General features: G+C 53.5%; 15 protein-coding genes. 8 read left to right on the forward strand and 7 right to left on the reverse strand.

Going from position 1 to position 14823, the window contains the following annotated elements; all coding sequences use genetic code 11:
• Positions 1-10: 10 nt before the first annotated feature.
• From DFK18_RS07770 to DFK18_RS07785, 4 genes are all read right to left on the reverse strand, one after another.
• Positions 11-385, reverse strand: a complete 375-nt coding sequence (locus tag DFK18_RS07770; RefSeq protein ID WP_114417689.1) for a hypothetical protein — start codon at positions 383-385, stop codon at positions 11-13.
• Between the two features lie 33 nt (positions 386-418).
• Positions 419-1354, reverse strand: coding sequence for a D-2-hydroxyacid dehydrogenase (locus DFK18_RS07775; RefSeq protein ID WP_114417690.1), 936 nt, complete (start codon positions 1352-1354; stop codon positions 419-421).
• A gap of 68 nt (positions 1355-1422) precedes the next feature.
• A complete protein-coding gene (locus DFK18_RS07780; RefSeq protein ID WP_114417691.1) occupies positions 1423-1992 on the reverse strand; it encodes an RBBP9/YdeN family alpha/beta hydrolase in 570 nt (189 codons plus the stop codon).
• A gap of 89 nt (positions 1993-2081) precedes the next feature.
• Positions 2082-3218, reverse strand: a complete 1137-nt coding sequence (locus DFK18_RS07785) for a class I SAM-dependent RNA methyltransferase (RefSeq protein WP_114417692.1) — start codon at positions 3216-3218, stop codon at positions 2082-2084.
• A gap of 67 nt (positions 3219-3285) precedes the next feature.
• Here DFK18_RS07785 and tcdA point away from each other — a divergent pair, with 67 nt between their 5' ends.
• The 6 genes from tcdA to DFK18_RS07815 all read left to right on the forward strand — a co-directional run bounded on the left by tcdA (position 3286) and on the right by DFK18_RS07815 (position 9169).
• Positions 3286-4092, forward strand: a complete 807-nt coding sequence (tcdA, locus tag DFK18_RS07790) for a tRNA cyclic N6-threonylcarbamoyladenosine(37) synthase TcdA (RefSeq protein WP_114417693.1) — start codon at positions 3286-3288, stop codon at positions 4090-4092.
• Positions 4093-4224: 132 nt separating this feature from the next.
• On the forward strand, positions 4225-5556 hold the full coding sequence (locus DFK18_RS07795; RefSeq protein WP_114417694.1) for an NAD(P)/FAD-dependent oxidoreductase: 1332 nt from the start codon (positions 4225-4227) through the stop codon (positions 5554-5556).
• A gap of 11 nt (positions 5557-5567) precedes the next feature.
• Positions 5568-5903 (forward strand): hypothetical protein, encoded by a 336-nt coding sequence (locus DFK18_RS07800; RefSeq protein ID WP_114417695.1) that lies wholly within the window; start codon positions 5568-5570, stop codon positions 5901-5903.
• A 136-nt stretch (positions 5904-6039) separates the two neighbouring features.
• Complete coding sequence (locus DFK18_RS07805) at positions 6040-6906, forward strand: MBL fold metallo-hydrolase (RefSeq protein WP_114417696.1); 867 nt, start codon at positions 6040-6042, stop codon at positions 6904-6906.
• 10 nt (positions 6907-6916) lie between these two features.
• Positions 6917-7342 (forward strand): protein tyrosine phosphatase family protein, encoded by a 426-nt coding sequence (locus DFK18_RS07810; RefSeq protein WP_114417697.1) that lies wholly within the window; start codon positions 6917-6919, stop codon positions 7340-7342.
• A gap of 9 nt (positions 7343-7351) precedes the next feature.
• Complete coding sequence (locus DFK18_RS07815) at positions 7352-9169, forward strand: SulP family inorganic anion transporter (RefSeq protein WP_114417698.1); 1818 nt, start codon at positions 7352-7354, stop codon at positions 9167-9169.
• A gap of 210 nt (positions 9170-9379) precedes the next feature.
• Here DFK18_RS07815 and trxA read toward each other — a convergent pair whose 3' ends face one another.
• The 3 genes from trxA to ettA form a co-directional block, all read right to left on the reverse strand.
• A complete protein-coding gene (trxA, locus tag DFK18_RS07820) occupies positions 9380-10228 on the reverse strand; it encodes a thioredoxin (protein ID WP_114417699.1) in 849 nt (282 codons plus the stop codon).
• Positions 10229-10299: 71 nt separating this feature from the next.
• On the reverse strand, positions 10300-10821 hold the full coding sequence (locus DFK18_RS07825; RefSeq protein WP_114417700.1) for a hypothetical protein: 522 nt from the start codon (positions 10819-10821) through the stop codon (positions 10300-10302).
• Positions 10822-10942: 121 nt separating this feature from the next.
• Positions 10943-12604, reverse strand: coding sequence for an energy-dependent translational throttle protein EttA (gene ettA, locus DFK18_RS07830; protein WP_114417701.1), 1662 nt, complete (start codon positions 12602-12604; stop codon positions 10943-10945).
• Positions 12605-12939: 335 nt separating this feature from the next.
• On the opposite strand from ettA, the gene glyA reads away from it, so the two are divergent.
• Together glyA and nrdR are read left to right on the forward strand one after the other, a co-directional pair.
• Positions 12940-14196, forward strand: a complete 1257-nt coding sequence (gene glyA, locus DFK18_RS07835; protein ID WP_114417755.1) for a serine hydroxymethyltransferase — start codon at positions 12940-12942, stop codon at positions 14194-14196.
• A gap of 126 nt (positions 14197-14322) precedes the next feature.
• On the forward strand, positions 14323-14796 hold the full coding sequence (gene nrdR, locus DFK18_RS07840) for a transcriptional regulator NrdR (RefSeq protein WP_114417702.1): 474 nt from the start codon (positions 14323-14325) through the stop codon (positions 14794-14796).
• Positions 14797-14823 lie beyond the last annotated feature (27 nt).

A 14823-nucleotide genomic window follows, 5' to 3' on the forward strand; every position in this document is an offset into this window, starting at 1 on the left:
AGCACTTGCCTTACGCCTGGATTAGAGGTGGTGCGCGTGTAGGTGGCAGTAGATGAGTTGGACTCAGCGGTGCAAGCGAGCCGATGACAAGGACCGGATTTCTTGCGGGGGGAAGCTCCTGCAGACCGGCTGCAACATTCTGGGCAAGCAGCGCTGTGCCGGAAGCGCAATCGGGGCAGTGAGAAAAGGGTTGTTCGGATTCAATCTGCTGGCCATTGCTATCGAGCAGGAGGCGTTCACTGCCTCCCTGCCAGGAACAGACTTCGATATAGCCATTGTCATGAACGACCAGCGGCGGAACCAGAAAAGGCGTGAGCAGACGATTGACCATCACGGTTATCGCCAGCAGCAGCAGCCAGGTATTCAGGTTCCGGTTCAGGGTCACAAGACTTGATCCTTAAATTAGTGTTTTTGCATTTTATCCTTTGCCAGTCAGCTTGACCAGATTTTCTGCGGTCAACTCCAGAATTTTTTGCCGCGCTTCCGGGGTAATCCAGGCTGAGTGGGGCGTGACGATCAAGTTCAGCTCTTCTTTTAAAGCATCCAGCAGGGGGTTGCCTGCAACCGGTGGCTCCTGGGTGAGGACATCCACGGCCAGACCGCCCAGATGCCCTGCTCGCAAGGCTTGCAGTGCGGCCTCTTCATTAACGATACCACCACGCGCGGCATTGACCACCAGCAGATCCGGCTTGGCTGTTTTGAGGTTGTCGGCATTGAGCAGATCCCGCGTTTCTTCGGTCAAGGGGCAGTGAAAGGAAACTGCATCGGCCTGGGGCAGGAGTTCATCAAAAGGCCGGGCTTCCTGGGTTTCCTTGCCGGGACGGGCGGCATAAAGGATTTCCATGCCCAGTGCCTGGGTCAGGCGTTCGACTTCGCGTCCGAGTTCACCCCGACCTACCAGCAGCAGTTTTTTGCCAGCCAGTTGAGTGACCGGGTGTTGCATCAGGCAGAAAAAGGATGCGGCCTGCCAGTCACCGGCTGCCACGGATTTTTGGTAAAGCGGCAAGCGGGTTGCCAGGGACAAGAGCAGCATCAGCGTATGCTGGGCAACGCTAGCGGTGCCATAGGCCTGGACATTATAGACTTGAATATTCAGGTCTTTGGCCGCTTCAAGATCAATGTTGTTCAATCCGGTGGCCAGAACACAAATGCCTTTCAGGTGAGGAGCCGCTTCCAGATCCTCGCGTTGCAAGACCACCTTGTTGACGATGATGACTTCGGCATCTTCAATTCTTTCTTGGACCTGATCCCTCTGGGTGGTAGGCCAGATGGTCAGTTGAGAGAGCTGTTTTTCCAGAATGGAAAAATCGACTGCTTCGCCAAGGCTGGCTGCATCCAGAAGTACACCGCGCATAGAAGCTCCTGATTAAATACAAATTTTAATCAGTTTCCTGCTTCTGTTGCTGAGCGTCAAGCAGTGCTTCAGGCCGCTTTTCTCTTGTTGGCCGTTGATTTCAATAACAGTTCAAGCCAGCTTTTGCCTTCTTCCCAGTGAGTATGGCCGGAGGCCGTGTTGATATGACCCACCTTGCCCAGAATACGCACGTCGGCCTGCCAGTCACTAGCCAGTTCCTCGATCCGGGCAGAAGTCGCTGCCGGATCATTATCTGAACCCAAAACCAGGGTAGGAAAGGGTAAGGCTTGGCGGGCAATGGGCGCGAAAGGCGTTAATTCTGCGGGGCAGCCGTGGCGTTCGACATCCGCGGGGGCCACCAGCAGCGCGGCCGCTACTTTTTTCAGCAATTGCGGATGAGCCTGGGCGGCCCAGTTCGCCAGATTGATACAGCCCAGGCTGTGGGCGATTAACACCAGGGGTTGATCGGCTGATTGCAAGGTGGTTTCCAGAGCCTGCCGCCAATCGTCAGGGTTTGGCTGCTCCCAGCTTTGCACCTGCAGGCGCTGGCTGTGAGGCAGGGTTTGCTGCCAGTGAGTTTGCCAGTGGTCCTGGCCGGAGCCGTGCCAGCCGGGAAGGATTAGGTAAGAAATCGACATGCCGGATTAACCTGTGAATCGCAAGATAGGAGCAATATAGAAGACTTTTTATATTCATAAAAGGAATATAAAGAAATACTCTTATTTCTCTAAGGATTAACTCTTTGCAGCAGAGCCAGGGTTTCGACATGTTTGGTTTGTGGAAAGAAATCAAAAGGATGCAGGGCAAGGGGCTGGTAGTTGCTCAGCGCGAGTAGGTCACGTTTCAAGGTGCCTGCACTGCAGGAGAGGTAGGCCAAGCGCTCGGGTTGATAGTCATCATTGATCCAGCGGGTCACTTCTTCTTCCATGCCGGTACGGGGCGGGTTGGTGTAAAGCAGACGTTGTGGTTTGTCGGCCTCTGCCTGAACCCAGTCATGGATCTGCGGGAGGCGTTCACGGCAGCCTCCACGTAACAAGCTGGCTCCGGGGGCATTAATAGCTGCTGATTCCACCGCCTCACCACCCAGCTCTACACCCAGACAAGAGGCCTGGGCAGCCAGCCACAATTGCAAACTGGCTCCACCGCCTGAGTAGAGATCCACCACCTGGCTGGCGGGGTCGGGAGCCAGAAAACGGGCGGCTGTTTGCAAAGCTTGTTGGTAGAGTTCTGGCAGGAGTTGCTGAAAACCGCAGGGACCATAGCTTAATCCCAGGGAGTCACGCGAGCGAGTCTGTCCCCAAAGCTGCTGCCAGTGTTTTTTGGCAAAGATTTTTTTACCGGTGGAAGGGTTTAGATGCAGCCAGAGCCCTTCGTAACCCCAGGCGGCCAGTTGCGGGTAGAGATTCTCTAGCCACTGGGTGGCGGGCAGTTGGCGATCCTTGACCACCAGGGTGATTTGATGGCCTGCCTGAACCAGCCAGGTTAAGGGGAAATCTTCGGGTGGAGGTAAGTGTTCGACAAGCAACTGCATTAAATGATTGGTTCTGGGCGTATGCAGCGGGCAGTTGTGAATGGGCAGGATTTCATCCCGAAAAGCAGTTTTCAGATGCATGCCAATCTGCCATTGGTCCTCTTGCCAGCGACAAGCCAGGGTCACTCTATCCCGATAGCCCCAGCGTCTGCTGGCCTCTACGGCCTGTAGGGGTTGCAGGGCCTGCTGCCAGGGGGCGAGCTGTTGTTCCAGCCAGGTGCTTTTTTGCTGTTGACTGGTGGCCGCAGTCAGCTGCCGATGAGGGCAACCGGGGCAGGCGGGCGGACAGCCGGGCGGCAGGGGTAATTCCTTGGCAGGGGAAGCGGGATTCATGGTGAACACAGGGTTATAATGGGTGGTTAGTTTCCAATAATTTCTTTCCAGGTGAAAGGGGTCATTTTTGAGTTCTACAAGTTTATCAGCAGATTATCTTTATCGTTTTGGTGGTCTGGCCCGTCTTTATGGTCAGGAGGGGCTGGAAACTCTCAGCCGGGCGCGTATCGCAATTATCGGTATTGGCGGGGTGGGCAGTTGGGCTGCGGAAGCCCTGGCCCGCTCAGGCGTGGGCGCGCTGACGCTTTTTGATCTGGATGATCTGTGTACCAGCAATATCAATCGCCAGCTACCCGCTCTGGATTCAACCATAGGTCGTCCCAAGGTGGAGGCCATGGCCGAGCGGATCCGTGAAATCAATCCTGCGATGGATCTTGAGCCCTTGAGCCAGTTTGTCACCCTGAAGAACCTGGAAACCAGCCTTACCCGTGATGGGCAAAAGCACTTCGATGTGATCATCGATGCCACGGATACTGTGCCCGTTAAAGCCGGGCTGATTGCCTGGTGTCGCAGAAACAAGCAAAAACTGGTCGTGGTGGGCGGCGCGGGTGGGCAACTTGACCCCAGCCTGATTACCACTGCTGATCTGGCGCGGACCAGTCAGGACCCGCTGCTGGCCAAGGTGCGTAACCTGCTGCGTCGCGAGTATGGCTTCAGTCGTAATCCCAAGCGGCGCTTTGAAGTGGAGTGTGTCTATTCCACCGAGCAACTGATTTACCCGCAAGTAGATGGTTCGGTGGCACGGCAAAAGCCGGGCGCTGGTGATGCCATGAAACTGGATTGCAGCAGTGGTTTTGGCTCAGCCTGTTTTGTCACCGGCAGTTTTGGTTTCCTGGCTGCACAAAGAGCCTTGCGTAAGTTGATGTTTGTCTGAAAGGGGTCGGTGTTATAGCAAATAATTATTAATATATGCTCATCCATCATATACATGCTTGGGCAAAAGAGTTATATTCATGCTTATTGAATTAATATCTGCTTATACAGACCATTATCCAGGAAAAGTTTCATGTCCAAGAATCCCTTTCCATTTGAGACTGTCAGTCGACGCAATCTTTTAAAGCTGGGTGCTGCTACTGGAGTACTGGGCCCCCTTGCCTTGGGTACAGGGAGTGTTCAGGCGGTTAATGCCCGAATTCATGTGGTTATTGTCGGCGCAGGGGCTGGCGGTACCTCCATGGCAAATCGCCTTAGCCAAGTCTTAAATGGTGCCAAAATAACGATTGTTGACACGCGTGAGCAACACTATTATCAACCTGGCTGGACGCTGGTGGCATCTGGTGTATGGGAGAAGAGCAAAACAGTCACTTCCACCGCTGATTGGTTACCTTCCGGTGTGGATTGGGTGAAGGGTAAAGTGGCCGAATATGACCCTGATAATAACAGGGTTATTCTGGAAGATGGCCAACAGCTTGGCTATGATCAGTTGATTGTTGCCACTGGCTTGCAGCTTAGATATGAATGGATCGAAGGTATGGACACCCGTCTGATCGGTCAGGGAAAAGGTGTTGGTAGTGTCTATGCAGGCGTTGATGAGGCGGCTAAAACCAGTGAAGAAATCGACCAATGGATCGCTTCGAGCCAGGGTAAGGGACTCTTCAATCTTCCTCCAACAGCACTCAAATGTGCAGGTGCTCCTTTAAAGATGACCTTTACCACCCTGTCTAGATTAGAAGCTAGTGGACAGCGTGAGGCCTATGATGTTGAGTTCATGACCCCCTCGGGAAGATTGTTTGGCGTTGATTTCTATAATCAGTTCGTCAAGCAGCGCTTTGAAGAGCAGGGTGTTACTCGAAATGACCACTGGACCCTTAAATCTCTGGATTCAGATGCCAAGCGAGCAACCTATTCAGTCGAAGGTGGTCCTGATCAGGTCAAGGACTATGATTTTATTCATGTTGTTCCTCCAATGACTGCACCTGACTCCCTGCTTAACAGCCCCTTGGTTAATCAAGAAGGCGAAAGCTTTGCAACCTGGATGAAAGTCGATCGTGAGACTCTTCAGAACCCTGATTATCCTAATGTATGGGGTATCGGTGATGTGATGGGAATGCCCAGTAACAAGACAGCTGCAAGCGTGAAAATGCAGGCTAAAGTGTTGGAGCAGAATTTTGTAGCCCATCTGCAGGAAAGACCTTTGCCAGCAAAACACAATGGCTATACCTCCTGTCCTCTAATTACCAGTATTGGTAAGGCCATGTTGGTTGAGTTTGGCTGGAATGGTGAACTCTTACCCTCTTTCTCCTTTATTGATCCCAAAGAAGAGTCCTGGACTGTCTGGGTGATGAAAGAACGTATGCTTCGTCCTGCTTACTACGCCATGCTTGAAGGTCAAATCTAAAGGAAGTAACAATGACTATTACTGGTACACTGACAGTTCTTTGGTATTCTGCACAACCCTGGCTTTGGTTAATTGCCTTGATGGTGGTTTTGTTTTTGGTGCCTCAAGTGATTGCTCGCCTGAAGGGTTATCATTTTTCTGCCAAGGGTGGAAAAGGTTCTAAATACTTCCCGCCCCTGATTTTTATCTTATCCATTTTTTTGGTGCCTTTGCATACAGACTCAACTCTGGCTTATGTGAATACTTGGGTGGATTGGATAGCCTTGCTAGGAGCTAGTTTTGGTTTGGCTCTTTACGCTTGGTTGGTTTTCCATCCAATTTGTTATCTGCGAAACCACAAAGCTTAGGCTCTCCTGAGACCTTTTTACCCTGCTTCGGCAGGGTTTTTTATTGCTTTCGGGGTGACAAAACTTCGTTATATTTGTACTGTCTAATTTATAGGAAGCGAAATTTTATGCCGGAATCGAATATAGGAGGGCGATGATGCTCAAGCCAGACGTTGAAGTTTTTTTTGATGACTACACCTTCACCTACAGTTATCTGGTCAAGGACCCGGAGTCTTCCTCCTGTGCCCTTATCGATTCCGTACTGAACTTCGATCCGGCTTCAGGAACGACCAGCACAACCAGTGCCGATGCCATGATTGCTGCAGTAAAAGAACAGCAATTACAGGTGGAATGGATTCTGGAAACCCACGTGCATGCCGATCACCTCTCTGCAGCTCCCTATTTGAAACAGCAGTTGGGTGGGCAACTGGGTATTGGTGCGAAGATTACCCAAGTGCAGGAAGTCTTTGCCAAGCTGTTTAATGCCGAGGATGATTTTGCCCAAGATGGCAGTCAGTTCGATCGTCTTTTTGAGGATGGCGAGCATTTCTCCATCGGTAAACTGGAAGGTCGGGTGTTGCATACTCCGGGGCATACGCCGGCCTGTCTGACCTATGTGATCGGTGATGCCGGTTTTGTCGGCGACACCATTTTCATGCCGGATTTCGGCACGGCCCGCTGTGATTTTCCCGGTGGGGATGCCCGCACCCTCTATCAATCCATTCAAAAGCTCTTTGCCCTGCCTGATGACACCCGCCTGTTCATGTGCCATGACTACAAAGCGCCGGGAAGAGATGACTACCAGCATGAAACGACCGTGGGTGAAGAAAAAGCCAAGAATGTGCATGTCGGTGCTGGCAAGAGCGAGGAAGAATTCGTCAAGATGCGCAGTGAAAGGGATGCCACCCTGGGAATGCCGCGACTGATTCTGCCTTCAGTTCAGGTCAATATGCGCGCCGGCCAGCTGCCCCCGGCGGAAGAGAATGGTGTAAGCTACCTCAAACTGCCATTGAACCAATTTTGAGGAGTCGAGCATGACTAATTTACCTCCAATGCGACAGCTGGAGGAGGACCTGCGTACTGCCGGTCAACTGACCAGTGACGATATCCGGGCGCTGGCTCGTGATGGGGTCAAGACCCTGATTTTCAATCGTCCCGACCAGGAAACCGAAGATCAGCCTGCCACCCAGGAATTGCAGAAAACTGCTGAAGAGCTGGGTCTGCATTGGGTTCACCAGCCGGTAATTTCCGGACAGGTCAGTGATGAAGAGGGTCGGGAATTTGGCCGTATTTATGCTCAGGCACCCAAGCCCGTTGTGGCTTTCTGCCGTTCCGGGGCACGTTGTGGTTGCCTGTGGGCGTTGAGCAAAAAGGATCAGGAATCCGGTGAAGCCCTGGTTGCGAAGATGCAGGCAGCCGGTTTTGATATGCCGGATTTCTTTAAGCGGTTGCTGGCTTGATTGCTAATCATGAAGCCTGAAGCTCAGCAAAATCAGGCCGGGGAAACCTGGCCGGAATTGCAGGGACCGGCCTTGCAGAAGGGCCTCTGGGGGCTTTTCCGCCAGGGCCGCTATAACACGCGTCTGCTGCGGCAGGATGGTCTGGCTGCGCTACTGGTCACCCTGCTGCTGATTCCCCAAAGCTTGGCTTATGCCCATTTGGCGGGGCTGCCGCTACAGGCCGGGCTTTATGCCAGCATCCTGCCCGCCCTTGGCTATGCGCTTCTGGGTACCAGTGGAGTACTGGCCGTGGGGCCGGTGGCAATAACTTCCCTTTTGACCTTCAGTGCCTTGAGTCCTCTGGCGACGCCGGGGAGTAGTGAATACCTCCTGTTGGCTGTTCTTCTGGCCTTGATGTCCGGTGTTTGCCTTCTGCTGATGGGCCTGTTGCGCATGGGCTTTCTGGCCAATTTCCTCAGCCATCCGGTGATGTCCGGCTTTGTCACGGCTGCGGCCATCATTATCCTGCTCAGTCAGTTGAAAGGGGTGACCGGTATTCCGGTGACCAGTGGCACCCTGCCGGTGGAGTTGATGAGCCTGTGGCAGGGGGCTGACCAGCTACATGGTCTGACGCTGGCGTTGGGGCTGAGTTTCATCCTGCTGCTCTATCTGGCTAAAAAGAAACTGGCTGTTGTCTTCCAGAAACTGGGATGGAGCGCCTCTACTGCCAGTCTTCTGGCACGCATGGCTCCCCTGCTGCTTTTGGTCGTGGCTATACTGCTGGTGGCTGGCGCTGATCTGGATCACAAGGGTGTGAAGATCGTCGGGGAGCTGCCGGTGGGGCTGCCCAGCCTGCAGCTTCCAGAACTGGATCTGGCCCAGCTGACCGAGCTTTTACCCATGGCCGTGATGATCAGCCTGATCGGCTTTGCCGAATCTGTGGCCATCGCCCGCACCTTTGCAGCCAAGCGGCGTCAGCAGGTTAACCCTAATCGAGAACTCCTGGGGCTGGGGGCTGCTAACCTGGCTGCGGGCTTTAGTGGCGCTTTTCCGGTGACCGGCGGTTTATCGCGTACCGTGGTCAATCATGATGCCGGTGCGGTTACCCCTTTTGCCAGTCTATTAACAGCCGGGGGCATGACTCTGGCATTGATTTTTTTTACCGGCTGGTTTTACTACCTGCCCCAAGCACTCCTTTCCGCAGTCATTATTGTCGCTGTTATTTCTCTGATTGACTGGCGGCAGCTGCCCTATCTGTGGCGTTTCAGTCGCAGCGATGCCTGGGCCTGGTTGGCCACTGTTGCCGGTGTGCTTTTTCTGGGTCTGGAAATGGGGTTAGTGCTGGGTGTGCTGGTTTCCCTGGGAGCCTGGTTGGCCAAGAACAGTCGTCCGCACATGGCTGTGGTAGGCAGGGTTCCCGGTACCGAGCATTACCGCAATGTCCAGCGTTACCAGGTCGAGCTGGAACCGCACATTCTTTCTCTTAGAATTGATGAAAGCCTGATGTTTGCCAATGCCCAGGAGGTGGAGCAACGCGTTCTTCTGGAAATAGGTGATAATCGAGAAATCAGGCAGGTGGTGTTAATGGGGTCGGGGATTAATCACCTGGATGCCAGCGGGGTGGAAATGCTGGAACAGTTGAACCACCTACTCAAGGAACAGCAAATTGAGCTGCACCTGTCGGAAATCAAGGGTCCGGTTCTGGATCGTTTGAAAAGAAGTCAGTTGTTGGAAGCTTTGACTGGAGAGGTGTTTTTGACACAGCATCAGGCCATAGCCCGCCTGACACAAAAGCGCCGGGAGCAAGCTGAGCCCGGCGCGGAAGACGCAGATCAGAAAGCCAGCTGACTCAGCCTGATAGTTGCAGGCAACAGGGGCATGGCCAGAAGAACAACCAGGCCGACCGGAAGCCAGAGAAGGCTGGCGCTATCTTGAAACGTCTCGGATGAAGCGGACATATAAAACCTCTTGAAATGCATGGAAATTGATTTAGATCAACTTTTGCATTCTATAGAGGTGGCTCCTTTTTGTCACCTGCCGTAGCAGGCGACATAGGTTTTAATACATCAGGGTAAACAGCTTGCGCCGGGTCTGGATCACCAGTGGATTACCTTCACCCAGCAGTGCAAAGACCTCCAGCAGCGTCTTGTGGGCGACGCCTTCATCATAACCGCGATCATCCCGGATAATGGCCATGAGCAAAGTCACTGCCCGGTCATAGTCAGCCTGAACCAGAGCTGCCAGAGCTTTCAGGTAGCGGGCTTCACTGTCATCCCTTTCTCCAAGAGCCGCCAGCTCCTCTGCTGAAGGCGCTTTTTCTGCAAACTTGAGCCCGGCTTGCAGGCCCTGGACATCCGGGCGCCCCTTTTCGGTTTCCGGAAGGTTGTCCAGTACCGCCTTGGCTTCGCTGGCTTGGCTTTTCTGCAGCAGAACCCGGGCTAACTGGATCTGCAATTCATAGTCTTCCGGCAACTGGCTGATAGCCTGCTGCAGCAGCATCTGCGCTTGATCCAGCTGTTCGGCACCGATAAGTTCACGGATTTGTTCTTTCAACTGCTCGACCGGGTTGGTCAGGTGAGGCTCCAGAAAGGCGCGGATTTCACTTTCCGGCTTGGCACCATTGAACTGGTCCACCAGTTGGCCCTGACTGACCAGCATTACGGTGGGTACGCTGCGAACCTGAAATTGGGCCGCCAGTTCCTGCTGTTCTTCGATATTGACCTTGGCAAGGATAAATTTACCCTGATACTCCTCGGCCAGCTTGGTGAGGATGGGCATCAGGGCTTTACAGGGTGCGCACCAGTCGGCCCAGAAATCCACCAGCACCGGCTGCTGCATGGATCCTTCCAGAATAATCTGCTGAAAGTTTTCAACGGTAATATCAACGATATAAGGAGAAGTGCTCATGCGGCATCCTGTATTTCAGTGTAAGAATTTAATAGCAGTAATGGAGACAGCCGCGCAGAAATTCAACCGGCTTAGCGGCGCTTCCAGGGGCGGGCATTAAAATCGGAAGGTGGCGGTTGGTTGCTGTTAGCTGCGGCATTGTCGCGGATATCACGAAAATCCTTGCCAAAACGGGCGCCTTTTTGCTGGCTTGGTTCGGCTTTGCCTGCAGGTGCGGCATTGGCTTTTTCCCGGCGTTTAACCGCCTGGATCGCTTTGGTGGCTGACTCACTGTTGATTCGCTTGATCAGCTGATAGCCTTGACCTTCCAGATGGCTGCAAACCCATTGTTGCCCCTGGGCACCGGCCCAAAGCGGGAGTAGTGCCAGGCCAGCGACACCGGAAAGCATCAATATGGGGGAGTTGAGATAGGCACCTGCACCTATGGCGCTGCCCATGAGGAGAAAGCCGAGAAAAAGCAGGAAGGCTTTGCCCCAGAGGCTATTGGCACCAGCCCAAAGGAAGCTGGCAAGAAAAGCGCCCAGGCTGAAGCCGACAGGCACGGCCTGATAGTTTTTCTTTTGGTTATGCTGGTAGATACGAAAAACCGGCATGCTTGCGTACTTCCTGTTCGGCTAATGATTGGCTGGACAGGTTATTATTCCTGAAAAGCGGCTTGCCCTGCCAGCTTTTCAGGGTAACAACTTGTTTGAAGTTTGATCTGTCCTGAGGTGATCAGGCGTCGATACGCTTGTATTTCATCCTTTTTGGCGTATCACTGCCAACTCGTTTTTTGTGATCTTCTTCATATTCCTGATAATTACCTTCAAAGAAAACCACCTTGGAATCCCCTTCATAGGCTAGGATATGAGTGGCAATCCGGTCCAGGAACCAGCGATCGTGCGAAATCACCAGAGCGCAACCGGGGAAGGCTAGCAATGCTTCTTCCAGGGCGCGCAGGGTTTCAATATCCAGGTCGTTGGAGGGTTCGTCCAGTAGCAGCACATTGCCGCCTTGCTTGAGTGTCAGTGCCAGATGCAGGCGGCCTCGCTCACCCCCGGAAAGATCTCCGACACGTTTCTGCTGGTCATTGCCCTTGAAGTTGAAGCGACCGACATAGGCGCGTGAAGGCATTTCCACGGTACCGACCTTGAGGATGTCAGCACCATCGGAGACGGCCTCAAATACGGTTTTCTGGTCTTCCAGACCTTCGCGTGACTGGTCCACACTGGCTACTTGCACGGTTTCGCCGACAACCACTTCACCGGAATCCGGTTGTTCCTTGCCTTCAATCAGCTTGAAGAGAGTAGATTTACCTGCACCATTACCGCCGACAATACCGACGATGGCCCCCTTGGGAACGCTGAAATCCAGGTTTTCAAACAGCAGGTTGCCTTCAAAGCCTTTGCTGACGTTATTGAATTCCAGCACCTTGTCACCCAGGCGTGGTCCGGGTGGAATGTAGATCTCGTTGGTCTCGTTGCGCTTCTGGAATTCCTGGCTGGACAGCTCTTCGAACTGCTTGAGACGTGCCTTGGATTTGGATTGACGCCCCTTGGTACCCTGGCGAACCCATTCCAGTTCGTGCTGGACTGCTTTACGGTGGGCTGCTTCCTGCTTGGCTTCCTGTTCCAGGCGTTTTTCCTTGGCCTCCAGCCAGGCGGAATAGTTGCCTTCAAAGGGGATACCCATGCCGCGGTCGAGTTCCAGAATCCAGCCAGCGACATTGTCCAGGAAGTAGCGGTCGTGGGTGATGGCAACCACGGTGCCGGTGTAATCGTGCAGGAAGCGCTCCAGCCAGGCGACGGACTCGGCATCCAGGTGGTTGGTGGGCTCGTCAAGCAGGAGCATGTCGGGGCTGGAAAGCAGCAGGCGGCAGAGGGCTACACGGCGCTTTTCACCACCGGAGAGATTAACGACCTTGGCATCCCATTCGGGTAGGCGCAGGGCATCGGCAGCCACTTCCAGTTTGCGCTCCAGGTTGTGGGCATCCGAGGCTTCGATGATATTTTCCAGCTTGGCCTGTTCGGCAGCCAGGGCATCAAAGTCGGCATCAGGATCGGCATAGGCTGCATAGATTTCATCCAGCTTGGCCTGGGCGTCCTTGACTTCAGAGACTGCCTCTTCAACGACTTCCTTGACGGTTTTCTCAGGATCCAGCTCTGGCTCCTGGGGCAGATAGCCGACATTGATGTCCGGCATGGGGCGGGCTTCACCGTGGAAATCCTTGTCCACGCCGGCCATGATGCGCAGCAGCGTGGATTTACCGGCACCATTCAGACCCAGAACACCGATTTTGGCGCCGGGGAAAAAAGATAGGGAGATGTCTTTGAGGATATCTTTCTTGGGTGGAATGGTTTTGCCCACCCGATGCATGGTATAGACGTACTGAGCCATAAACTGCTTTAACTCCTTGAAAACCTTGGCCGGATAGGAATGCCGGGGCAAAAGCCAGCCGCATCGACATTCAACTTGAATTAAGGACGCATGATAGGTGGATGCCGGACAGATTGCCAGCCTGAAGCAGCTCGCTTTGCTCTGGTTAGCATCAAGACGGATCAGCTGCGTTCATCTTGGTGAGACGCTTAAGGGGTTATCCAGAGCCAGCAAGAAGCTTTCCTGAGAAGTATTCATCTTCAATCGTTTATTTTTTTGATAGGAAGCCGGGCCGGGACTGAGGTAGAATAGTGGCCTTCAATTTTTGCAACCTAGTAAAGCCCACCGGGGAAGCCATGTTTAGTCGTAAAATGAATATTGCTGATTTTGATGCTGATGTCTGGTCTGCCATGCAGGAAGAAGTTCAGCGTCAAGAAGATCATATTGAGCTGATTGCATCGGAAAACTACACCAGCCCAAGAGTCATGGAAGCGCAGGGCAGCCTCCTGACCAACAAGTACGCTGAAGGCTACCCAGGCAAGCGCTATTACGGCGGCTGTGAATTTGTTGATAAAGTGGAGCAGCTGGCCATTGATCGTGCCTGTGAACTCTTTGGCGCCACCTACGCCAATGTTCAACCGCATTCTGGTTCTCAGGCCAACTCGGCTGTTTTTCTGGCACTGGTCAAACCAGGCGATACCGTGCTGGGCATGAGCCTGGCTGAAGGTGGTCACCTGACTCACGGTGCCAAGCCCAACTTCTCCGGCAAGCTTTACAATGCCGTTCAGTATGGCCTCAACCCTGATACTGGCGAAATCGATTACGCTGAAGTTGAGCGCCTGGCTGTGGAACATCAGCCCAAGATGATTATTGCCGGTTTCTCGGCCTACTCCAAGGTGATTGATTGGGGTAAATTCCGCGAAATTGCTGACAAGGTGGGTGCCTACCTGTTTGTGGATATGGCCCATATCGCCGGTCTGGTTGCTGCTGGTGTTTATCCCAGCCCCATGAAGCACGCCCATGTGGTGACCACGACCACTCACAAGACCCTGCGTGGTCCTCGTGGTGGTTTGATCCTTTCCGCCTGTGATGATGAAGACATCTACAAGAAGCTGAACTCGGCTGTCTTCCCTGGTGGTCAGGGTGGTCCTCTGATGCATGTGATTGCTGCCAAGGCGGTCTGCTTCAAGGAAGCCATGAGTGATGAATTCAAAACCTACCAGGCACAGGTGGTGAAAAACGCCCAGGCCATGGCCAAGGTGATGATGGAGCGTGGCTATGATGTGGTTTCCAACGGTACTGAAGACCACCTCTTCCTGCTGAGCCTGATTTCCAAGGGCCTGACCGGTAAAGAGGCGGATGCCGCTCTGGGTGCAGCCCACATTACCGTCAACAAGAATGCGGTTCCCAAGGATCCACAAAGTCCTTTTGTCACCTCGGGTCTGCGTATCGGTACCCCGGCAGTTACCACGCGTGGTTTTGGTGAAGCCGAGTGCACCGAGCTGGCAGGCTGGATTTGCGATATTCTCGATGATATCAACAACACGCAAATTCAGGAGAGTGTGAAGCAGAAGGTGGCTGATCTCTGCAGCCGCTTCCCTGTTTACCAGTAAGACCGCTTGCCCCTGCCCGTTGGGCAGGGGTGCTTCCCTTCGCTTCCCCCCCGGTTTCTCTCAGGGAGCTTTTGCAGGTAGAATAGTCTCCATTGCAATTTCAACTGTCCTTTGGCGGTAGACGTCATGCATTGCCCTTTCTGTGGTGCCGAAGAAACGAAAGTCAGTGATTCACGCCTGGTGGCTGGCGGCGATCAGGTTCGTCGACGGCGTCAATGCGTTGCCTGCAGTGAACGTTTCACTACCTACGAAACAGCCGAGCTCCTGATGCCTCGCGTGGTCAAACGCGATGGTTCCCGTGAAGTTTTTGATGAAAACAAGCTGCGTGCCGGTCTGGCCCGAGCCCTGGAAAAGCGGCCCGTGGATACCGAGACACTGGAAGCAGCTCTGGAAAGAATTCGTCAGCAGTTGCTAGCCAGGGGCGAGCGTGAAGTGCCTTCCTTGCAGGTGGGTGAGCTGGTTATGCAGCAGTTGAAAAGGCTGGATCAGGTGGCTTATATCCGTTTTGCTTCCGTTTATCGGCAATTCAAGGACTTGAACGAATTCCGGGCCGAAATTGATCAGCTGGCTGCCAATCCGGATTCCGGAATCGACAGCTGAAGCATCCATCCATTAGTCGTCATTCAA

The organism is Marinospirillum perlucidum (assembly GCF_003336805.1).
Classification (GTDB): domain Bacteria; phylum Pseudomonadota; class Gammaproteobacteria; order Pseudomonadales; family Halomonadaceae; genus Marinospirillum; species Marinospirillum perlucidum.